The following is a 22,083-nucleotide window of genomic DNA, read 5'->3' on the forward strand; positions in this document are numbered from 1 at the left end:
GTAGTTTTTCCTGAAAATATATGAATATTTCTGATGGTTATCGGATTATTAAGCAAGACTCAACATAACGTTCCCAAAGAGTAGGAACGATCGTGATCGAAGAAAAGCGGATGGGCTGGGATGGCTTTGCAACTGTTCGTTGGGGGGCTCTTCTTCTTATGCTTGCTGCGGCCACGTTAGCCGCGATCACGCCGGTAAAGGCCAATCTCACCATATTTTATCTGCGAAACCAGGATATCTGGCTTCTGTTGGCGGCGGCTTTGTTGCTAGCGATCGGAACCAAGGGGTTGTCACACCGTGACACGCCGCTCATCGCAAACAACCGCATGTTAATTGCGATCTCCGTGACAGCCGCGGCGGTGGCTTTGGTTGGACATCATGTGATTTTGCTGGGTTATAATCTCAGCCGCGACGAACAGATGGCCGATTTCGACGCCAGCATCTTCCTGTCGGGTCAATTGTTTGTCACGCTGCCTGAATTTTGGCGGGATCATAGCGACGCACTGAACACCACCTTCATGCAACCTGCCACACATCGGCAGGCGTGGGTGTCGTCGTACCTGCCGCTCAATGCCGCCTTTCGCGCGATGTTCGAGATGCTTGGCGCAGCAGAGTTGGCGGGCCCCAGTTTTATTGCCTTGTCTGCCGTCGCCCTGATCGGGTGCGTGCGTCGGATATGGCCGAATGACCGTGAGTTGCCCATTGTGGCGTTGCTCTTGTTGACGGGCTCGGGTCAGGTACTGTTCGCGGGAATGACAGCCTACGCCATGCCCGCACATCTGGCGATGAACCTTTGTTGGCTTTGGCTTTTTCTGCACCGCAGTTGGCGTACAGACGTGGGTGCGCTGCTGATTGGGTTCATTGCGGTTGGCTTGCACCAATCACATGCTCATCCGCTCTTTGCCGCACCTATCCTGTTTATGCTATTGCTCGAAAGGCAGTGGAGGCGCGCGGCACTCTATTTTCTAGGCTATTGCCTGATCGGCGCGTTCTGGACGCTGTGGCCACACTGGATCGCCGCTCACCTCGCGGCTGCCGATGGCGGCGTTCCTTATGGGGACATGTATCAGATTGCCATGCGCCAGATGGAAGACCGCTGGTCCAAAATGGCGGCCAACCTATTCCGTTTCATCGCTTGGCAGCATCTATTGTTGTTACCGTTCGCGATTGTCGGCTTTTGGTCTGCCCGGCGTAACCGCCTGGCGCTGGGATTGACAGGCGGGATCGTGCTCACGCTGGCAATTCGTGTGGCGATCCTTCCCTACCAGGGACATGGTTTTGGCTACCGCTATTTGCACGGTCTAATCGGAAATTTCATTCTGCTTGCGCTATTTGGCTGGAAAGCTCTGGTTCCGCTCCAGCCCCAATGGCGATCCTTGTTCCTGCGTATGACCGTTGCAGGGTGGCTGCTCATACTCCCGCTGCAGGCATGGATGGCGCATCGCTTTTATGCTCCCTTTGCCCAAGTCTCCAGCCGCATTGACACTCTGGATGCAGACTATGCGGTGATTGGCGTATTCGACGCGCCCTATTCGGCCGACCTAGTGATAAACAGCGCCTTTCTCACGAATCGTCCTTTACGATTGCTCCGCCACAAGATTCCTCCGCACCGTCAGAATCAAATCTGCGCTGGGGGGGCAAGGATTGCTTTGGTTCGGCCATCAATGTTGAAACCGATAGGCGATCGTCTGCACCAGTCCGATAATCCAAAGAACGACCGCGAGCTAGACGAGTTGGCAGTCAGCCTCAGGGCTGCGGGCTGCAGGATCACTTTCGCAGCTTGAAGGAAGGTTCGAGTTCAATCCCCCAGATCGACCCGATGCCGCGCCGCCCAGTCGTGATATTGTTTGCGCGGGTCTGACGATGGCTGGGCCAGGATCGCCGGCATGTCGGCGCGCAGCTTGGCAAGGTCCAGCGACCGGATCATGGCCTTTACGGGACCGACGCCTGCGGGCGTGATTGACAGGCGTTCGATGCCGAGCCCGAGCAGCGCCATCGCTTCCAGAGGGCGCCCGCCCATTTCGCCGCAGACGCCGAGCGCGACCTTCGACCCCGACACGATCTTCACCACGCGGGCGAGGTAGCGCATCACCGTCGGCGACAACCAGTCGTACCGCTCGGCGAGCCGCGGGTGCGCGCGGTCGGCCGCGAAGAGGAACTGGGTGAGATCGTTGGTGCCGATCGAGAGGAAGTCGAGGTGCGGCAGCATCAGGTCGAGCGTTTCGACCAGCCCCGGCACCTCCAGCATCGCACCATAACGGATCGCGACGGGGAGCTTCTTGTTGTGGCTGGCCAGCCATGTGCGCTGGCCGACGAACAGGCTGCGCGCCGCTTCATATTCCCAGGGTTCGGACACCATCGGGAACATGACATTGAGCGTCCGGCCCGCCGCGGCCTCCATCAGTGCGCGTGCCTGCACCTTCAAAAGGCCTTCGCGTTCGAGCGCGAGCCGCAGCGCGCGCCAGCCCATCGCCGGATTTTCCTCCTGCGCGCTGTCACCGACATTCATATAGGGCAGCGCCTTGTCGCCGCCGATGTCGACGGTGCGAAAGATCACCGGCCGATCACCTGCGGCGTCGAGCACGTCGCGATAGAGCCGCTGCTGCCGCTCGCGCGCGGGCAGGGTCGCCGACACGAGGAACTGGAACTCGGTGCGGAACAGGCCGATGCCGCGCGCGCCGGTCAGGTCGAGTGCGGCCACATCTTCGCGCAGCCCTGCGTTGATCATCAACTCGATCGCCACGCCGTCCTTGGTGATTGCGGGCAGATCGCGCAGCGCGGCGAGGTTGGCGCGGCGCTTTTGCGAGATTTCGAGCTTGGCGTCGAACGCTTCCTGTACCGCCGGGGTCGGGCGAACCTGCACCGTGCCTGCGCTCGCATCGAGCAGCAGCAAATCGCCCTCGCGGATCGAAGTGCGGACGTCGCGGACGCGGCCTATCACCGGTACCCCCATCGCTCGCGCGACGATGATGACGTGCGCGGTGAGCGAGCCTTCTTCCAGTACGACGCCCTTCAGTCGCCGCCGGTCATATTCGAGCAGTTCGGCGGGGCCGAGATTGCGCGCGATCAGGATCGAATCCTGCCTGAGGCCCATCTGCGCCGCGGTGCCCATCTGTCCCGACACGATGCGGATCAGCCGGTTCGACAGATCTTCCAGGTCGTGCATCCGGTCGCGCAGCAGCGGGTCGTCGATCTGGCGCATTCGCATCCGGGTGCGTTGCTGGACGCGTTCGATCGCCGCCTCGGCGGTCAGGCCGCTGTCGATCGCTTCGTTGATCCGCCGCGACCAGCCCTCGTCATAGGCGAACATCTTGTAGGTTTCGAGCACCTCCTCATGCTCGCCGCCGACGCCGAACTCGGCCTGGCTTGCCATGCGGTCGATCTGTTCGCGCATCTTGTCGAACGCGGCATAGACGCGGTGCCGTTCGGCCTCGGTATCGTCGGCGACCGTATGTTCGATGGTGATGCGCGGCTGATGAAACACCGCGACCCCGGCGCCCATGCCGTCGACCAGTTTCTGTCCGCTCAGCCGCTGCGCCGACTGGTCGGTCGCGGCGGCGTCGGTTCGCGCGGCCGTGTCGACCAGGTCGGCATTGGCGATCAGTTCGGACAGAACCATCGCGACCGTCTGCAATGTTTCAATCTCTATATCGTCATAGCGGCGCGGATCGGCGTGCTGGACGCAGAGCACGCCGACCGCCCGTTCGCGGCGAATGATCGGCACCCCGGCAAAGCTGTGAAAAAGTTCTTCGCCCGTTTCCGGGCGGTAGGAGAAGTCGGGGTGCGCCGCCGCTTCGTCGAGGTTCAGCGTTTCGATGTGTTCGGCGATCGTCCCCACAAGTCCTTCGCCAAGGCCAAGGCGGGTGACATGCACGGCTTCCTGTTTCAGCCCGCGCGTCGCATAAAGTTCAAGCGCGCCCTCGCGCAGAAGGTAGATCGAGCAGACCTCGCTATCGAGGCATTCGCCGATGATGCCGACAACCTGATTGAGCTTGCCCTGCGCATTGGCACGCGATGCCATGACCTCGTGCAGCCGCGTCAATATGTTGCGGGCGGACTGGGCGGCCGACGAGGGCGGGGGCGGTGCGTTGGTCATCGCCCTCCTGCTATCAGAAGGATGCCGCGCGCGCCAATAGCTCGCGCGCGATTACGCCATCTATTCCTATGCAGTCGGCTCCCGCTTTAATGGCCGGACGGCGGAATGGCGGAAGCCGCGGCCGGGTCATTGGGGTCGGCGGGCATTGCCGATGCGGTCGGCGCGGGCTCGGTCATCGGCATGGGGCGCGGGGCATATTTCGCGTCCCACGCAGCCACATCGGCCTGATATTGGGCATAGGCTTCGTAAAAGTCGGTGAAGGGTTCGTCGAGGCGCACCAGATGGGTCGGCGCCTGCTCGACAAGTTGGGCGCTCGGCGTCGTTGAGATGATCTGCGCGATTTCGTTCGCCCGTGCGCAGAACGCGCGCTGTGCCGGCGGCTGCGCGAAATAATTGAAAAGCTGCGTCGACAGCCGGTCGCGCGCGGCGGTTCCGTTGGTTCTGGTTTCCTTGCCAAGATCGCGGATCACCGACTTTTCGGTGTCGCGGATCGTTTTGCCGTGCGTCTTGACGATCGTGTTGTAGGCGGCAACGAGCGTCGATTCCTCGAGGCCGCGGCAGCCGATCGCCGCGACGTTGAGCCCGATCTTGAGCTGCCAGAAGGCGCGCTCGCCGGTAATGCCGCTGTTTGCGGTAACGAATTTCCCGTCGATTCCGCGGCCGGGAAGAATCTGCGTGAGCGATGCGTTGCCCGGCGGCTGCGGGCGCGGCGGAATGATCACGACCGGCGGTGCGGGCGGCGGCGGAGGAGGGGGCGGAGGCGGTTTCGGTGCACAGGCAGCGACGCTCGCCAGCAGGCCGGCTACGATGATCTTACGCGACAAATTCATGACCACTCCCCAACCGCGAAAAATGCGGCATTAGCCCCGGGCGTGCAAGGCCGCTTCGGCCTGTTGCACCAGCGATGCGACGATTTCGGCCGCACTCTCTTCTTCGGATACCATACCGACAGATTGCCCTGCCATTAACGACCCGTTTTCGACGTCGCCGTCGATGACCGCGCGGCGTAACGCGCCCGCCCAATAATGCTCGATCTCAAGCTGCGCTGCGGCCATGTCGACGTCGCCGGCATCGAGCTTGTTGGCGACTTCGCGCTGCTTTGCAGTAAAGGCCTCCGTGCCAGCGTTTTTGAGTGCGCGAACGGGGATGACCGGCAGGCGCGGATCGATCTGCACGCTTGCCACCGCCTCGCGCGCGGACGCGCGCATGAACGCCTTTTTGAAATTGGGATGCGCGATGCTCTCAGTCGCGCAGACGAAGCGCGTGCCGAGCTGGACCCCCGACGCCCCCATTTCCAGATAGGCGGCGATCGCTTCGCCCCGGCCGATGCCGCCGGCGACGAAGATGGGAAGTTCGTCGGCCAGCGACGGCAGAATCTCTTGCGCCAGCACGCTCGTCGAGACGGGGCCGATATGGCCGCCCGCCTCCATCCCTTCGATCACCAGCGCATCGACGCCCGACCGCACGAGCTTTTTGGCAAGCGCCAGCGTCGGCGCAAAGCAGATGACCTTGGCGCCCGACGCCTTGATGGCTTCGAGGCTGCCCTTTGGCGGCAGGCCGCCTGCCAGAACGACATGGCCGACGCCATGCTTGGCGCATATATCGATCAGGTCGAACAATTGCGGGTGCATGGTGATCAGGTTGACGCCGAAATTGCGCGTCGCCATCGCCTTGGTTGCGGCGATTTCGGCATCCAGAAGCTCCGGCGTCATCGCACCGCAGGCGATCACGCCAAAGCCACCGGCATTGCTGATCGCGCTGACCAGATGGCGCTCGGAAACCCAGCTCATCGCACCGCAGAGGATGGCGTAGTCGCTGCCGAGGAGATCGGTCCCGCGGGCCATCAGTTCGTGAATTTTGCTCATTGATGCCGCCTTTGCCAGCCCGGGCGTTTCGGCGCAATGGATAGCTATGATCGCGCTGACAGCTCATCGTGACGGAGAGTCAGTTCGCCGCGCAAAGGAAAAGGGCCGCCCCACGGGGCGGCCCTTTCTGTGCAGGCTGATAGTCAGCGCTGCTGCGGATCGCGGTCCTGGTCGGAACGCTGGTCGCTGCCGGGCTGGCGCTGCTCGCCGCCCTGCTGCTGTTGCTGCCGGCGGCGCTGTTCTTCGTCGCGGTCCGCCTGCGGGTTTTTCTGGTTCTGCTCGTTAGGGTTGTTAGCCACTTTCCATCTCCTCTCAGCCATCCCACCCCATTGTGGGACGACACCGGACCAACCCGGACCCGAGGGCCGATGTTGCGCCCGAATCGCCGGGACGTGGCAGCGGCGAGACGGGCGCCCCGTTCTCCGGCATCCGCCACGGTTGATCGCTTCATTCGATGACTGAATTCAGCTTATTCGGTTATGTCGATCGGACGGCGCGGCCTATCCTTCCCGTCAGAACGAAAGGATGACACTATCGACTCGACGTCCGCCCGTGCCGACTGTGCCCAGGCGACCACCTGGGCGCTGCGTCATGCGCCCGTCATCGCATTCGCCCATCACCGTCAGATAAATCGAAGAGGAGAGACTGCATGAACGACCAGACCCCCATCGGAAGCGGCTGCCCGGTTCATCAGCCGGGCGGCGTGCGCGCGTTGCTCGGACGGACCAACAAGGATTGGTGGCCCGACATGCTGGCGACCGAGATCCTCAATCCCAATGGTCCGTCGAACCCGATGGGCGAGGATTTCGATTATGCCAAGGCGTTCAAGTCGCTCGATTATCAGGCGCTGAAGGATGACCTTACCGCGCTGATGACGGACAGTCAGCCATGGTGGCCGGCCGACTATGGCCATTACGGCCCCTTTTTCATTCGCATGGCGTGGCATGCCGCGGGCACCTATCGCACCGCCGACGGTCGCGGCGGCGCAAACAGCGGGCAACAGCGCTTTGCGCCGCTCGACAGCTGGCCCGACAATGGCAATCTCGACAAGGCGCGCCGTCTGCTTTGGCCGATCAAGCAGAAATATGGCAACCGGATCAGCTGGGCCGACCTCTTCATCCTCGCCGGCAATGTCGCGATCGAAAGCATGGGCGGGCCGGTGTTCGGCTTCGGCGGCGGCCGCGTCGACGTCTATGAGCCCGAGCGCGACATTTACTGGGGCAGCGAGGACAAGTGGGTCAACCAGGGCGTCCAGACGCGCATCGACCCGGCGAAGGGGATGGAGACGATCGAAGGTCCGCTCGCCGCGATCCAGATGGGCCTGATCTATGTCAATCCCGAAGGGCCGCAGGGCAATCCCCACGACGATGAGGGCATGGCGCGCGACATGAAGGAAACCTTTCTGCGCATGGCGATGAACGACGAAGAAACCGTTGCGCTGACCGCCGGCGGCCATACCTTCGGAAAGGCGCATGGCAATGGCGACGCCTCGCTGCTCGGCGCGGCTCCCGCGGGCGGCGACTTGGCCGCGCAGGGTTTCGGCTGGGTCAGCGGCCATGAAAGCGGCGGCATCGGCGAACATACCGTCACCAGCGGCATCGAAGGCGCGTGGACCAACACGCCGCGCGAGTGGACCGAAAATTATTTCCGCCTGCTGTTCGACTATGACTATGAACTGGTGAAGTCGCCTGCCGGCGCCTACCAGTGGCAGCCGATCGATCAGAAAGAGGAGGATATGGCCCCGGCCGCGTGGGATCCGACCATCAAGGTCCCGACGATGATGACCACCGCCGACATGGCGCTGAAGCGCGATCCCGCATACCGCGCGATCAGCGAGCGGTTCCGCAAGGACCATGAGGCGTTCAAGGATGCGTTCGCGCGCGCCTGGTTCAAGCTGACTCACCGCGATATGGGCCCGAAAATCCGTTACCTCGGTCCCGAAGTTCCTGCCGAAGACCTGATCTGGCAGGATCCGATCCCCGCGGGAACGATGCCGACGGACGCCGACGTCAAGGCGGTGAAGGAAAAGATCGCCGCGTCGGGGCTGACCGTCAGCCAGCTGATCAAGACTGCCTGGGCGTCGGCGAGCACCTATCGCAAGTCGGACTTCCGCGGCGGCGCCAACGGCGCGCGCGTGCGCCTCGCGCCGCAGAAGGACTGGGAGGTCAACGAACCTGCCATGCTTGCACAGGTGCTGGGTACGCTCGACGGGTTGCGCGGGTCGATGTCGATGGCCGATGCGATCGTGCTTGGCGGCGTCGTGGGTCTTGAAAAGGCGATCAAGGACGCGGGCTTCAATGTCGCGGTGCCTTTCACCGGCGGCCGCGGCGACGCGACGCAGGAGCAGACCGATATCGAGAGCTTTGAGGTGATGGAGCCCGAAGCCGACGCCTTCCGCAACTATGTCGGCAAGAAGAAGCTGGCGGTGAAGATCGAGGAAATGATGCTCGACCGCGCGTCGCTGCTCGGTCTGTCGGTGCCCGAAATGACGGTGCTGATCGGTGGGCTCCGCGTCCTCGGCGCCAACCATGGCGAGCGCGGCCACGGTCATTTCACCAAGCGGTCGGGACAGCTCACCAACGACTTCTTCGTCAACCTGCTCGACATGACCAACGTGTGGAAGGCCGTGGATGGCTCGGACGATCAGGAATATGTCGCGACGGATCGCAAAGGCGGCGGCGAAACGTGGCGCGCGACGCGCGCCGACCTGATCTTCGGTTCCAACTCGGAGCTGCGCGCGGTCGCCGAGGTCTATGCGCAGTCCGACAGCGGCGAAAAATTCGTCAAGGACTTCGTCCGGGCCTGGACCAAGGTGATGAACGCCGACCGTTTCGACCTCGCCTGATCGGCATCCGCCTCAGACGACGGGTCGCGAACCCGCCCCCGGGGACATGGGCCCGGAGGGCGGGTTCTTTTTTGCGGGTGGCGGAGAGCGGGGCCGCGCCGGGTCGCCATCGCCCCTTCCGCGCGCGAATCAGCACGCGATCTTAACGCTTCGCTGCTAGACTCTTGCCGATGACGGTCCATCCAGCCTTTCCGGTGAACAGCATCGACGCCGCTCCGCTGGCGGTTCGCGTCGTCGATCCGCTCGCGCTGTCGAGCGGGCTTGCGGCGGCGTGGGATCGGCTTGCCGACGAAGCGAGCGAGCCCAACCCCTTCCTTGAGCGCTGGTGCCTGCAATCGGCGCTCCACCTGCTCGACCCCGAACGTCGCGCGCGGCTTGTCGTCGTGCAGGGCGGGGCCGATGGTCCGCTGATCGGTGTGATGCCGCTTGCGCCCGCGTCGCATTATGGACGCTTGCCCTTTGCCCATGTCACCGGCTGGGCACATCCCAATCACTTCCTGGGCGTTCCGCTGGTGCGTGCCGGAATGGAGAGCCTGTTCTGGTCGATCCTGCTCGCCTGGTGCGATGCGGCGGGTTGGGCGCGCACGATGCTGCATCTCCCCCGGCTGACCGAGGAGGGGCCGCTCACCCGCGCGTTGCTCGAAACCGCGCGCCAGCGCGGCGCGGCGGCCGAGATCGTCCATCGGGAGGAGCGCGCCTTGCTCGAAAGCGACCTTTCGCCCGCCGCTTATTGGGATGCGGCGGTGCGTGCGAAAAAGCGCAAGGAGCTTCGGCGACAGGCGAACCGGCTGGCCGAACAGGGCGATGTCGCCTTTCGCCGCTGGCAGGCGGGCGAGGGAGTCGACGCGTGGATCGACGCCTTCCTCGACCTGGAGGCGCGCGGATGGAAGGGGCGTGCGGGGTCGGCGCTTGCGAGCCAGAACGACACCCAGGCCTGGTTCCGCGCGATCATTCCCGCCGCCGCTGCCGCGGGGCGGCTCGACATGCGCGCGCTCGATCTGGGCGGCCGACCGCTCGCGCTGCTCGTCAACTTCCTTTGCCCGCCGGGCGGCTTTTCGTTCAAGACCGCGTTCGACGAGGATTATGCGCGCTTTTCACCCGGCGTGCTGCTGCAACAGGCGAATCTGGATCTGCTCGACGATCGGCGCATCGCATGGACCGACAGCTGCGCGGCGCCGGGCCACCCGATGATCGACAGCGTCTGGCGCGAACGCCGCGCGCTCGTGTGGATCAATGTTCCGCTGGCCGGACGCGCCGACCGGTTCCGCTTTGCGCTGCTCGCGCGCGCCGAACGGGCATGGCGGCGCTGGAAGGGTGCCCCCGTCGGCCCGAATGAAGTAGAAAGCCCGACATGACCGTGCACCAGACCATCGACCGCCCCGTCTTTCCCGCCGAAACGCTGGCACGGATGGCCGAACTCTATCCGGCGGAGGCGGGGCTGATCCATCATCATCTGCCCGACCATCCGTTGCTTTCGATCGAGGCGCTGGCGCGGCTGGGCGAGGCGTTGCCCGCCGGTGCCGCTGAATATAATCCGGGCGATCTACCCGTCGGCATCCGGCCCGAGGATATTCCCTCGAACGGCTTGTCGATCGGCGAGACAATTCGCACGATCGACACCAACGGCAGCTGGGCGGTGCTCAAGAATATCGAGGCGATCCCCGAATATCGCGCGCTCCTGATGAAACTGCTCGGCGAGCTGGAGCCTGTCGTCCTGCCGCGCACGGGGGCGATGCTGACGCCGCAGGGCTTTATCTTCATTTCGTCGCCGGGCTCGATCACCCCGTTCCACTTCGATCCCGAACATAATATCCTGCTCCAGCTTCGCGGCAGCAAGGTGATGCACGTCTGGCCCGCGGGCGACGAACGCTTTGCGCATCGCATCGAACACGAACGCTATCACAGCGGGGGGCATCGCAACCTGCCGTGGCAGGAATCGTTCCGCAGTGCGGCGCAGCAGGTGCCCCTCGCCGCGGGCGATGCCGTACTGATGCCCGTAATGGCGCCGCATTTCGTCGCCAATGGCGATGCGTCCTCGATCTCGCTGTCGATCACCTGGCGCAGCGAATGGAGCTATCGCGAATCCGAAGCCCATGCCGCCAACGCCGCGCTCCGCCGTTTCGGTATCGATGCCGCAATGCCGCCGCGCTGGCCACGCCACGCGCGGGTACGAAGCCTGGGCTGGCGCGTCGCGCGCAAGCTGCGGGTGGTAAAATAGCGGTTGCGACAGATTGCTTTCAATTGGTGGCGATTGCGGTTATGGGCGCGCATCCTGAAATTTCGAGCCCATAGAGGATAGATGGCGAAAGAAGAACTTCTGGAAATGCGCGGCCAGGTGGTCGAACTGCTGCCCAACGCGATGTTTCGCGTCAAACTGGAAAACGACCACGAGATTCTGGGTCACACCGCGGGCAAGATGCGCAAGAACCGCATCCGCGTGCTCGTCGGCGACGAAGTGCTCGTCGAGCTGACCCCCTATGACCTGACCAAGGGTCGGATCACCTATCGCTTCAAGTGAGCGCGGCGACCGTGCCCGCGCTGGTATTGGCTTCGACCTCGCCGCGGCGGCGCGAATTGCTGGCGCGCATCGGCGTGGTTCCGGCGCGCATCGCGGCCCCTGAAATCGACGAAACGCCGCTGAAGGGCGAGCTGCCGCGCGATTATGTCGCCCGGCTTGCGCGCGGCAAGGCGCTGGCGGTTGCGCGCGAAGCCGATGAAGTCGTGCTCGCGGGCGACACCACGGTGGCCGTCGGACGCCGCATCCTGGAAAAGCCGGCCGACGAGGCCGATCTGCGGCGCATGCTCGCCTTGCTGTCGGGACGCCGTCATCATGTCTGGTCGGGCGTATGCGTGGTCGGCGCCGACGGGAAGGCGCGGGTGCGGACGGTCGACACGATCGTTGCCTTCAAGGTGCTGAGCGGCGCCGAGATCGATACCTATGTCGCGAGCGGCGAGGGCATGGGCAAGGCGGGCGGCTATGCGATCCAGGGGCGCGCTGAAACCTTCGTCCGCTTCCTGTCGGGCAGCCATTCGAACGTCGTCGGCCTGCCGCTGTTCGAAACGCGCAGCCTGCTCACCAGCGCAGGAATCCCGCTTGGCTGAGTGGCTTTACGAAGCCGGGATCGGCGAGACGCGCGCCGCGCTGGTCGAGGACGGCGCAATCGTCGAGGCGCGGATCGAGCGCGACGATGAAGGGCCACGCGTGGGCGCGGTCGTCGCTGCAAGGCTGGTCGAGGCAGGGCGCGGCGGCAAGGGCGCGCTGGCCCAGCTCGACTGGCCCGGCGAGCCCGCGGCAATGCTCACCGGACTGCCGCGGGCGACTTCGACCGGCGCGCGCATCATCGTTGAAATCACCCGCATGGCGCTCAGCGAACGCGGCCGTGACAAGCCCGCGCGGGCCCGCATGGCGGAACCGGGCGCGCCGCTTGGCGATGGGCCCGACCTGGCCGCGCAGATCGCGGCGAGCGGCTTGCCCGTTGCCACGCTGCATCCGGCGGGCTCCGACCGGCTCGAAGAGGCGGGCTGGTCCGAACTGATCGACAATGTGCGCACCGGCCACTGGGCTTTTGCCGGCGGCGCCCTGTGGGTCGATGCGACCCCGGCGATGGTGCTGATCGACATTGACGGTGAGGGCGATCCGCTGGCCCTCGCGAGGACCGGCGCGGCAGAGGCCGCAGCCGTGATTCGCCGCTGCGGTATCGGCGGGTCGATCGGCATCGACTTTCCTTCGCTGCCGGGACGCGCCGAGCGGCAGGCGATTGACGCTGCGGTTGATACGGCCCTGCCGCCGCCCTTTGAGCGCACCGCGGTCAACGGTTTCGGTTTCATGCAGATCGTTCGCCGCCGCGATCGAGCGTCGCTGATCGAGCAGATATGCCTTGACCCGGTGCGGACCGATGCTGCGCTGTTGCTGCGACAGGGTGAGCGTGCGACGGGGACGGGCACACTCACCCTGACTGCGCGGCCTGCGGTGATCGACCATATCGCGGCCCGGCCCGACTGGATCGACCTGTTGCAGCAGCGCAGCGGGCGCGCGGTCAGGCTAGCCGCCGATGCGGCGGTGAAAGGAACAGGCCATGCCCAGTAAAGAACCTCATTGTCCGCTGTGCGGTAAGCCGCGCGATCCCGACTTCAAACCCTTTTGCAGCCGTGGCTGCCGCGACCGCGACCTGCTCGGCTGGTTCGGCGAAACCTATCGCGTGCCTGCGCATCAGGCGCCTGACGGCACTGCCGACGACGACAGGTCCGACGAAGGATAATTCCCGAATAAAGGTGCTGGACAGGACGTAGCGCCCTGCCTATAGCCGCCGCTCGCCAGCGCGGCCGACCGGCCGCAAGCGCCTTGCCTGGGTAGCTCAGTTGGTAGAGCATGCGACTGAAAATCGCAGTGTCGGCGGTTCGATCCCGTCCCCAGGCACCACTTTCCTAGTGGTCGCATGATTGCCTTTGTGACGGGGCGGTGACGCTTCCGTAGCGTAAACTGTTGCTTTTGTATCACTAATCGCCAGAAATTCTGGTGGTTTGGTTGCGCGCGCGTTGACGCGGGGGCGGCGCGCGCTAGACCTGATGGCTACCGCCGGGCATCTCCCGATAAGCCTTTGGCTGCGCCGCGGCGGTTTTGGAGAGAGAGACCTTAGCCATGACTTTGCGCAACATCTTGTTGGGCGCCACCATGCTGTGCGCCGCGACCACCCCCGCCATCGCCTTTGCCCAGAATACGGCACCCGCCGGCGACGCCGCCGAGACGTTCGACGACACCGACTATGGCAACGACATCATCGTCACCGCGACGGGCCGGGCGCAGCGTTCGCAGGATATTCCGATCGCGGTCAATGTGGTCGGCGGCGAGCAGCTCGAAAATTCGGGCATCAGCGATATTCGCGGGCTTCGCCAGATCGCGCCGAGCTTTCAGGCCACGACCGGCCAGTCTTCGGCGACCGGCGTTGTGCTGCGCATTCGCGGGATCGGCACCGCGGGCGACAATCCGGGTTTCGAGCCGTCGGTCGGGGTCTTTGTCGACGGCGTGTTCCGCGCGCGCGCGGGCCTTGCGCTTGCCGACCTGCCGCCGATCGACCGCGTCGAAGTGCTGCGCGGGCCGCAGGGAACGCTGTTCGGCCGCAACACATCCGCCGGCGCGCTGAACATCGTGACACAGAAACCGAGCTTCAATCTCGGCGGCTATGCCGAGGCAAGCTATGGAAATCTGGACGAGATCGAACTCAAGGCCGGTGTCACCGGGCCGGTCTCCGAAACGCTCGCGCTGCGGCTTGACGGCGGTTATCACAAGCGCGACGGCTATATCAAAGACGTCAACAGCGATCGCCGTTTCAACGACCTAGACCGCTGGTCGGTGCGCGGCCAGGCCTTGTTCGAAAAGGACGATGTGTCTTTCCGCCTGATCGCCGACTATGCCAAGACCGACGAGCAATGTTGCGGCGCGCTCAACACCAATTCGGGCTTTGCGCAGCCGGGAACGCCGGCCTTTGCCGCGAGCGCGGTCATTCAGGGCCTTGCCGCCGCCAACGGTCTGACGGGCATCGTGACGCCCTTCAATCCCAAGGACCGCGAAGTCGCTTATTCGCCGAATCGTGACTTGACCGAAAAGATGCGCGAATGGGGCGTATCGGGCCAGCTCGACTGGGATCTGGGCGGCGTCGAACTGACGTCGATCACCGCGTGGCGCGACTGGAAGGCGACGCGCGGCATGGACGTCGACTTTTCGGGCATCGACCGTGCCTATCGTGAAAATATGCCGATCGGGATGCGCGATTTCACGCAGGAAATCCGCCTGAAGGGCACGGCGTTCGACGACCATGTCGACTGGTTGATCGGCGGCTTTTATCTCAACGAAAAGCTGAAATATACCGAACGCACGCGCTTCGGTACGCAGGGCGCGCAATATGTCGACGCCTTTATTAATGCGCTGACCGATGCGTCGGTGCCCGGGCCGACGGGTTTCCAGATTTTCCAGTCGATCCCGAATGCGCCGCTGGTGGGCCAGGTGCTGCTGGCGTCGAACCCGCAACTCGCGGCGGCGGCGGCGCAAGCCGGCGTGCTCGACACCTTCCTGGCGCCGCTTCCCGCGCCGCAGGCGGGGCAGGGCCAGATTGCCGACAGCTACCGCGTGAACACCGAAGCCTTTGCGCTGTTCACGCACAATATCATCGACTTCAACGACAATGTCTCGCTGACCCTTGGTCTGCGCTACAACCATGAATCGAAGAAGCTGAACGCCGATCTTCAGTCGAACCTTCCCAGCTGCGCGACCTTGCAGAGCACGCGCTACGGCCTTTTCCGCCAGGCGTTGGGGGGGCTTCCGTCGGGTCTCGGCAATGCGATCTTCAACCTCGTCTGCAACCCGGTGGTGAACCCCGAATTCAACGGGGTTTATCGCGACAAGCGCAGCGAGAGCAAACTCACCGGAACGGCGAAGCTGTCGGTCAAGCTCGACGATCGTGTCATGGTCTATGGCGGTTATGACCGCGGCTATAAATCGGGCGGTTACAACCTCGACCGCGGGTCGTTCGACACCGCCTTCCTTGGCGGTAACGGCGCGCAGGCGTCCGACCTTGAGTTCGGGAACGAGGATGTCGATTCGTTCGAATTCGGCGTCAAGACCGACCTCAGCAGCGCCTTCCAGTTCAACGCCAACGCCTTCTACACCGAGCTCAAGGGCTATCAGAACCTGACGTTCGAGGGGAACAACTTCGTCGTTCAGAATTTCGACAAGGTGGTTGCCAAGGGGGTCGAGCTGGAGTCGGTGATCCGTCCGGCCCCGAACCTCAACATCGTGCTCGGCTACTCCTATGTGGACACCGAGGTGAAGGATCCGGTCGCGGGCGACGACAACGGCCTGCCGCTGACCAATTCGCCCAAGCATGTCGTCACCGGCGCGGTCACATGGACGCCGCAGATCAGCAGCAATGTCGGCGGCCTGCTGCATGTCGACTGGCGCACGAACAGCGATGCCAACACGATGAACGATCCGGTCGCGGTGCCGTTCACCACCAACGATGGCTATACGATCGTCAACGCGCGGGCGGGGCTGAACTTCGGCCCCGACCAGAATTATGCGGTCGAATTCTACGTCGAAAATCTTTTCAACAAATATTACCACATCACCGCTTTCCCGATCCCCGAACAGAGCGCGAGCTTTGCCGTCTATCCGGCGCCGCCGCGGCTCTATGGGGTGAAGCTGCGCGCGAAATTCTGATCGAGCGCACTGGTCAATCAGGATCGCGAAGGGGCCGGGCCATCGGATGATGGCTCGGCCCCTGTCTTTTGTTGACCCGATCAAAAAAAGAAACCCGGCCTCTCGATCGAGAGGCCGGGATTGTCAGCGTTGTTGCTGGCGGTTGTCTTAGAATCGCACGCCCGCCGCGATGCCATAGCGCCGCGGTTCAAGGGTGAAGATGTTGGTGTAATTGCCCGACGACTGATCGGTAATGTAAAGGCCGGTGACGCTGTTGGCGTCGAAGATGTTCTGGATAAATCCCTTCACATACCATTTGTCGTCGGGGCCGTTCAGCTGCAGCTGGGCATTGACCTGAGCATAGCCCTTGATGCGGTTGACGTTGCCGTTGAAGATGCTGCCATAGCTTTCGCCGGTATAGGCGAGGTCGAAGCGGGGAACGAGCGTCATGTCGCCCCCCAGCCGCGCCGTATATTGCACGCCGGCGCTGAACTTGTAGTTCGGCGCCTGCGGCAGCTGGTTGCCCTTGATATTGACGGGGATGCCGGCGGAGAAATAGTCTACGCCGCCGAGCGCCGCAGGATTGACCGACAAGCCTGCCACCGGCGCGGGCAGGTTCGCGAAGGCGCCCGCGGCGGCGGCTTCCATAACCCCACAGATGCTGAAAGCGCCCGTCGAAGCGATGCCGCCATCGGCCGGGAACGGCGTCGTCGGTTGCAGTCCCGCCCCGGCCTGGACGCCAGGCACGATCCCCAGGTTGATCAGCGTCTGGACGCCGTTCACGAACGCATTGACGCCCGCGGCATTGCCCGATCGCGATGCGACTGCGCAATTCGCTGCGTTGGTGATGTCCTTGATGATCACTGCATCGCTGCGCCCGCCGCCAAAGTCGCGCGGGTTGCTGGTGAACTTGTCGTCGGTGACTTTGCTGTGCAGGTAGCTGAACCCGAGATTGACGACGACATCGGGGTCGGGGCGGACGATCGCTTCGGCCTCAAAGCCATAGATATCGGCGCTGACATTGTCGTTGACCGCGGTACGGGCGACGATCTTGCTGAGCTGCAAATCTTTGTATTTATAATAGAAGGCCGTGAGGTTCAGCTGAAGCGCGCCGTTGCCGAAGGTGTTTTTCGACCCGATTTCGAACGCGTCGACCTGTTCGGGCCGGAAGCTTTCGGGCACTGCGAAGATCGGCTGGAGCGGCGGGTTGATACCCCCTGATTTATAACCGCGCGAATAGGAGGCATAGAGCAGATTGTCGTCGGTGATCTTGAAGTCGAGCACCGCGCGGCCGGTCAGCTTGTTGAACTTGACCGAACGTTCCTGGATGATCTGGTTGCCCGGCGTGCCAGGGTCGGCATCGAATGTGCCGACGAAGGGTGAATCGAACGCGCTGCCCGTTCCGCCGTGCGGAGCCAGAAAGCTGGCCAACGTCGAGCGCGCCCGGACGCTCTTCTTGTCATTGTTATACCGAAGACCCGCGGTAAGTTTGAGGCGATCGCTGAACTCGAAATAGGCTTCGCCGAACAGCCCGTAGGACCGGATTTTCAGATCGTCGGTGTTGTTGCGGAAAAAGGGTGTCGCGAGGAATGACGGTGGGAGCGGACCACCCGCGGCGGGTGGGTTGGTCGCCGCGGTGAACGCGCCGAGTACGCCGGTCAGATAGTCGATCGGAAAGGCGTTCACATAATAGCTGTTCTCGGTCAGGTGGTAATCGGCGTAGATGCCGCCGACGAGGAAGTTGAACGGCCCGTCGAGGTCGCTCGACAGAATGCCTTCGACCGACCAGCTGCTGTTATACTGGTTCGACCGGTCGAACTGGAGCGACTGGTCGCTGCAGATTTTTTTGCCACCATAGGCGCCATAGCCGCTTTCTTCGGCCAGTGACGTACAAAGCTGGCCGGTCGGGCCGTTGGGGATTATCGCGGCGGCCACTGGCGCGAAATAGGGTGTAAACGCCGGGCCGAACGCGCCGCTCGCGGCCGCTTGGAGCGTGGCGAGGCCCGTCGCATAGAGCGATCGGTTGCCGACATTGCTGTTATAGTCCTGCGACGCATCAAGCTTGACCTTTTGATACTGGCCCGAAACCTGCAGCGATACGGGGCCGAAATTATGCTCGATCTGCCCCTGCAGCGTCAGTTCGCTGGTGAAATAACTCGGCGTATAGGCGGTGTTCACCGTCCGCGGATCCTCGGGGATCGTGGTGTTGGCGTAGACGTCGGGGCCATAGAGGCTGCCGAGCGCGAAGGATTGCGGAATGCCACGAATGGCCAGGAATTCGCGCGAGGTCAGCGCAGCGGTAAAGGTCGCGTTGCCGTTGAAGGGCGAATTGTCGAGGCGGCTGTTGAGGCAGCCGAGGATGCCGGTCGGGTCGCGCTGGCAAAGCTGCTTCTGAATGCGGGTGCGCTGGTCCTTCTCGCGGAAATAGGACGCCATCAGATCGATCGTTGTGTCCGGCGTCGGTTCCCAGCGGAACGAGCCGCGGACCGAATAGAGGTCGCGGTCGTCGATCCGCGTGTCGAGAAATTCATTCTTCGTATAGCCGTCGCGGTTGAGGTAGATGCCCGCAACACGAAGCCCCATGGTGTCGCCAAGGGGGATGTTGACCATCGCCTTGCCCTTCATGGAATCATAATTGCCATATTCGGCCTCGGCAGCAGCTTCGAACGCTCCAAGCTTGGGCTTGGCGGTGATAACATTGACCACGCCGGAGGTCGCGTTGCGGCCGAACAGCGTGCCCTGCGGCCCGCGCAGCACTTCGACGCGTTCGAGATCGAAAAATTCCGTTTCGAACAGGCGGGTCGAAAATAGCGGATCGCCGTTCAGATGGATCGCCGTGGCGCTGTCGCAGGTCGTGCCGACGCAAAGATCGCCGATGCCACGGATCGTGAAGCTGGCACCGGTGAAATTGGTTTTGGTGAAGGTGACATTGGGCAAGGTCAGTTGAAGATCGGACGGGGTTTTGATCTGTTGCGCTTCGAGCGCCTCGGTCGAAAAGGCGCTGACCGCGATGGGGACGTCCTGCAGTCGTTCGGACTGGCGCTGTGCCGTCACAACGATTTCGCCGCCGAACGCATCGCGCGCGACCTCTTCTCCCGCATCCTGCGCGATCGCCGGCGTCGCGACCGTCATCGCAAGGATCGAGGTTCCGATCAGTGCCTTGAACTTCATTTACAGCCTCCCTTTTTCAGCCCCGCGCTGTGCGGGGCCGCCCAAAAGTCAATTTGTGGTAAGGGGAGGGGAAACGACCAGACATGGCAGCGGGGTCCCTGCTCGAACGGCATGGCGCTGAAGTGTGTCCCACTTGCCAGCTCTGCTGGTCATCGTCCTCTCCCACCGGCGTCGGGGAACACGCACGGCCTCTCCGGAATACGACCCGCTTGAGCGAGTTCTGTATTTCCTAAGGGTGCGCCGAGTTGACGAAAGCGTCAAGTCACTTGTTCAGCCCGAAAAAGGACGCGAAACCGCGCCTCTTGGATCGAGAAAAAAGTCAAGATTCCGCAACGTAAAGTTGATGGGTGAGGACAATTTCTTCTTGTCGCGGTCTTGCTTATCGGCTCTGGGACACCGAAATGTGCGACATGATGGCAACAGTGAAAGCGGGGCGATGAGCGATATGGGAGTGGAGTTGGGACCGGACGGCAAGCCGGTCGTGCCGGATCACGTCGCGGACGCCGTGCGCACGCTGATCGAATGGGCGGGCGACGATCCGGCGCGCGAGGGCCTGCTCGACACGCCGCGGCGCGTCGCGCGCGCGTGGAAGGAATATTGTTCGGGTTATGATGAGGACCCCTCGGTCCATCTGTCGCGCACCTTTGAAGAGGTCGGTGGCTATGACGAGATTGTGCTGTTGCGCGACATCCCGTTCCAGTCGCATTGCGAACATCATATGGCGCCGATCACCGGCAAGGCGTCGATCGCCTATCTGCCGAAGAACCGCGTCGTCGGCATTTCAAAACTGGCGCGCGTGCTCAACGGCTATGCGCGGCGGCTGCAGGTACAGGAACGGCTGACCGCCGAAGTCGCGCAATGCATCTGGGATCATCTCCAGCCGCATGGCGTCGCGGTAGTGATCGACGCGCAGCATGGCTGTATGACCGGCCGCGGCGTCCGCACCCCCGGTGTTGGCATGGTGACGAGCCGCCTGCTGGGTGGTTTTCTTGAGGACGAGCGCAGCCGCAAGGAAGTGCTCAGCCTGATGGGCTATTGATCCATTGCTTCGACAGTCGCGGGACGACGACGATCAGCGTCGCCACATCCGCAAGAGTTGATACTGGACCGCTTGCAGCCGTGTGAAATTCGCGGGCTCCATCTTTCCGCCCTCCAGCGCGGCGACGTCGTTCAGTTCATGCATCAGGTTCCGTTGCTGGACGTCGGGGATCAGGCTCTGGATAAAGGTAATGGCGACCAGCCGTTCCCCGCGCGTTACCGGCTCGACCTCGTGCAACGTGTGCGATGGATAGACGATCGCGACGCCCGGCGCCTCCTTGAAGCGCAGATCGGCATTGCCAAGCTTTACGTGCAGCGCGCCGCCCTCATAATCGGCGGGGTCATTCAGGAAGACCGTACAGCTTACGTCGGTGCGAAGCTGGCCATCGGGCAGCGGGATAAAGGCGGCATCGGGGTGCAGCCCATAGTGCATGCCAGGCGTGTAGCGCGTGAGCAGCGGGGGGGCGATGCGCGCCGGGAAGGAAAACTCCATGAAGTCCGCATTCTGGACCATCGCATCGAGCAGGATTTTCGACGATCGTTCATAGGCAGCGGCGTCGTGCAGTTGCAGGTTGTTCTTCACCTTTGAATGCGGGTTGCTGATCTTGCCATCGACGAAGGTTCCGCGGGCAGCGATCTCGCGCAGCGCGCGTAACGCATGGTCGTCGAGGAGTTGAACAAGCTTGAACATCGGAATCTTCCTATCGGCCGTGGATCGGCAGGTCGGCAAGGCTATTGTAACGTGCCGCCATCGCTTCAACCCATGCGATCGCCTCGGCAATTGCAGAGGCGTGGCGGGTGGCGGCTTCCGCCTGAAGCTGCCGGCGCAGATCGGGGCTATAGCCGTGCTCGGGGGCCTTTGAATATTGACGCATGATCGACCCGGCGAGCACAGCATCGATCTGGTCGGCGCCGACCGAAAGGCCGAAATGCGCGGCTTGCGCAGCAAGCGCGGAGGTCGGGTCGCGCAAAAAGGCCTCGAAGTCCATCCATCGAAAGCGCGGATCATCCGGTGGCAGCCGGCGCCGGGCACTAGCCATCTCGCAAAGCCAGCTCATGGCCACGCGCGTGACGGGCGCGAGCTGCCACAGTGCAAAAGGAAAGTCGGGAAGCAGCGCGGCAAGCCGCGCCATACGTGCGGGAGCCTGGACCAGCGTTTCCGACGTCGACGCCTCGCCGGCGAGGATCGTCTCGATATAGCGCGGTAATGGAACATAGAGGAACAGCGCGCGCGAATCCGTCGCCGTCAAATCGTCGGCGATTGCAGTGATGACGCTCGAGGCTTTCACCATCCCCTGCTGGCCGGGGCCGAAACCGCGACCCAGCCAGCCGCGCACCTGACCAAGCCGCTTTTCATAAAGCGCGGGCGGCCACAGCGATTCGGGGCGGTCGATCCGTTCGGCGACTTGTGCGAGCGTGCGCAGCAGCATCGGTTCGCGGAGCGGCAACACATCGCCAACCTCGGCCAGCAGGCGCGAGACGAGCGTGGACCCGACATGCCCGATGTGAAAGATGAAATGCGGATGCGGTGCGGCCGGCCCAAGGTCCGGTAGCGCCGTCCACGGCACCCATTCGCGCCCGACCCGGTCGGTGATCAAGCGCTGGTCGAGAAAACTTGCGCTGCGATAATCGCCTTCGGCGATCTGTGCGACTAGCACCCGGTCGTTTGTGAGATCCGCCATATGGGGGAACAGGCTTGCGTCGGCGGCAAAGCGTTCAGAAAGGGAAAGTGCGGCCATCGCATTTGCCATAGGAAAGTGGGCACGGGTTGGCCAGCTTTGACAGTGCGATCCATGAGCCGTCCGGTTGCAAATCACAGATGCCCGAAAACGGGGAGGCGCGGCCCTGCGACCACGCCTCTCCCAATAAACGGAAA

At 63.2% G+C, this 22,083-nt stretch carries 17 protein-coding genes and 1 tRNA gene; 11 read left to right on the plus strand and 7 right to left on the minus strand.

What is annotated here, in order from left to right:
- Nucleotides 1-92: 92 nt before the first annotated feature.
- Nucleotides 93-1,784 (plus strand): hypothetical protein, encoded by a 1,692-nt coding sequence (locus RIA72_RS05050; protein ID WP_350031232.1) that lies wholly within the window; start codon nucleotides 93-95, stop codon nucleotides 1,782-1,784.
- Nucleotides 1,785-1,798: 14 nt separating this feature from the next.
- Here RIA72_RS05050 and ptsP read toward each other — a convergent pair whose 3' ends face one another.
- The 4 genes from ptsP to RIA72_RS05070 all read right to left on the minus strand — a co-directional run bounded on the left by ptsP (nucleotide 1,799) and on the right by RIA72_RS05070 (nucleotide 6,260).
- Complete coding sequence (gene ptsP / locus RIA72_RS05055; protein WP_350031233.1) at nucleotides 1,799-4,096, minus strand: phosphoenolpyruvate--protein phosphotransferase; 2,298 nt, start codon at nucleotides 4,094-4,096, stop codon at nucleotides 1,799-1,801.
- A gap of 86 nt (nucleotides 4,097-4,182) precedes the next feature.
- Complete coding sequence (locus tag RIA72_RS05060) at nucleotides 4,183-4,926, minus strand: hypothetical protein (protein WP_350031234.1); 744 nt, start codon at nucleotides 4,924-4,926, stop codon at nucleotides 4,183-4,185.
- A gap of 30 nt (nucleotides 4,927-4,956) precedes the next feature.
- Entirely contained in the window at nucleotides 4,957-5,961 is a 1,005-nt protein-coding gene (locus tag RIA72_RS05065; RefSeq protein WP_350031235.1) for an NAD(P)H-dependent flavin oxidoreductase, read from the minus strand.
- Nucleotides 5,962-6,104: 143 nt separating this feature from the next.
- Nucleotides 6,105-6,260, minus strand: a complete 156-nt coding sequence (locus tag RIA72_RS05070; protein WP_350031236.1) for a hypothetical protein — start codon at nucleotides 6,258-6,260, stop codon at nucleotides 6,105-6,107.
- A 350-nt stretch (nucleotides 6,261-6,610) separates the two neighbouring features.
- Here RIA72_RS05070 and katG point away from each other — a divergent pair, with 350 nt between their 5' ends.
- The 9 genes from katG to RIA72_RS05115 all read left to right on the plus strand — a co-directional run bounded on the left by katG (nucleotide 6,611) and on the right by RIA72_RS05115 (nucleotide 16,019).
- Complete coding sequence (gene katG, locus RIA72_RS05075) at nucleotides 6,611-8,806, plus strand: catalase/peroxidase HPI (RefSeq protein WP_350031237.1); 2,196 nt, start codon at nucleotides 6,611-6,613, stop codon at nucleotides 8,804-8,806.
- A 170-nt stretch (nucleotides 8,807-8,976) separates the two neighbouring features.
- Entirely contained in the window at nucleotides 8,977-10,161 is a 1,185-nt protein-coding gene (locus RIA72_RS05080) for a GNAT family N-acetyltransferase (protein ID WP_350031238.1), read from the plus strand.
- Nucleotides 10,158-11,024, plus strand: a complete 867-nt coding sequence (locus RIA72_RS05085) for a cupin-like domain-containing protein (protein WP_350031239.1) — start codon at nucleotides 10,158-10,160, stop codon at nucleotides 11,022-11,024. Before RIA72_RS05080 ends, RIA72_RS05085 begins: the two co-directional genes overlap by 4 nt.
- Nucleotides 11,025-11,105: 81 nt before the next feature.
- On the plus strand, nucleotides 11,106-11,324 hold the full coding sequence (gene infA / locus RIA72_RS05090; RefSeq protein ID WP_010162480.1) for a translation initiation factor IF-1: 219 nt from the start codon (nucleotides 11,106-11,108) through the stop codon (nucleotides 11,322-11,324).
- 11 nt (nucleotides 11,325-11,335) lie between these two features.
- The gene (locus RIA72_RS05095) at nucleotides 11,336-11,908 is read left to right on the plus strand and encodes a Maf family protein (RefSeq protein WP_350031685.1); all 573 of its coding nucleotides are present in this window, start codon (nucleotides 11,336-11,338) and stop codon (nucleotides 11,906-11,908) included.
- On the plus strand, nucleotides 11,901-12,893 hold the full coding sequence (locus tag RIA72_RS05100; RefSeq protein WP_350031240.1) for a ribonuclease: 993 nt from the start codon (nucleotides 11,901-11,903) through the stop codon (nucleotides 12,891-12,893). The genes RIA72_RS05095 and RIA72_RS05100 overlap by 8 nt, the downstream gene beginning before the upstream one ends.
- Complete coding sequence (locus RIA72_RS05105) at nucleotides 12,883-13,065, plus strand: DNA gyrase inhibitor YacG (protein ID WP_350031241.1); 183 nt, start codon at nucleotides 12,883-12,885, stop codon at nucleotides 13,063-13,065. The genes RIA72_RS05100 and RIA72_RS05105 overlap by 11 nt, the downstream gene beginning before the upstream one ends.
- Before the next feature lie 85 nt (nucleotides 13,066-13,150).
- Nucleotides 13,151-13,226 (plus strand) — tRNA-Phe (locus RIA72_RS05110).
- 219 nt (nucleotides 13,227-13,445) lie between these two features.
- The gene (locus RIA72_RS05115) at nucleotides 13,446-16,019 is read left to right on the plus strand and encodes a TonB-dependent receptor (protein WP_350031242.1); all 2,574 of its coding nucleotides are present in this window, start codon (nucleotides 13,446-13,448) and stop codon (nucleotides 16,017-16,019) included.
- Nucleotides 16,020-16,166: 147 nt separating this feature from the next.
- Here RIA72_RS05115 and RIA72_RS05120 read toward each other — a convergent pair whose 3' ends face one another.
- Entirely contained in the window at nucleotides 16,167-19,169 is a 3,003-nt protein-coding gene (locus RIA72_RS05120; protein ID WP_350031243.1) for a TonB-dependent receptor, read from the minus strand.
- Between the two features lie 436 nt (nucleotides 19,170-19,605).
- Between RIA72_RS05120 and folE the strand changes: the two genes are divergently transcribed.
- Nucleotides 19,606-20,208 (plus strand): GTP cyclohydrolase I FolE, encoded by a 603-nt coding sequence (folE, locus tag RIA72_RS05125; RefSeq protein WP_350031244.1) that lies wholly within the window; start codon nucleotides 19,606-19,608, stop codon nucleotides 20,206-20,208.
- Nucleotides 20,209-20,241: 33 nt separating this feature from the next.
- On the opposite strand, the gene RIA72_RS05130 is transcribed toward folE, so the two are convergent.
- Both RIA72_RS05130 and RIA72_RS05135 read right to left on the minus strand, forming a co-directional pair.
- The gene (locus RIA72_RS05130) at nucleotides 20,242-20,898 is read right to left on the minus strand and encodes a Fe2+-dependent dioxygenase (RefSeq protein ID WP_350031245.1); all 657 of its coding nucleotides are present in this window, start codon (nucleotides 20,896-20,898) and stop codon (nucleotides 20,242-20,244) included.
- A gap of 10 nt (nucleotides 20,899-20,908) precedes the next feature.
- Nucleotides 20,909-21,946 carry a hypothetical protein gene (locus RIA72_RS05135; protein ID WP_350031246.1) on the minus strand — a complete coding sequence of 346 codons (1,038 nt, stop codon included), beginning with the start codon at nucleotides 21,944-21,946 and terminating at the stop codon, nucleotides 20,909-20,911.
- Nucleotides 21,947-22,083: the final 137 nt, after the last annotated feature.

It is taken from the genome of Sphingopyxis sp. (genome assembly GCF_040216815.1).
Taxonomy (GTDB): Bacteria; Pseudomonadota; Alphaproteobacteria; order Sphingomonadales; family Sphingomonadaceae; genus Sphingopyxis.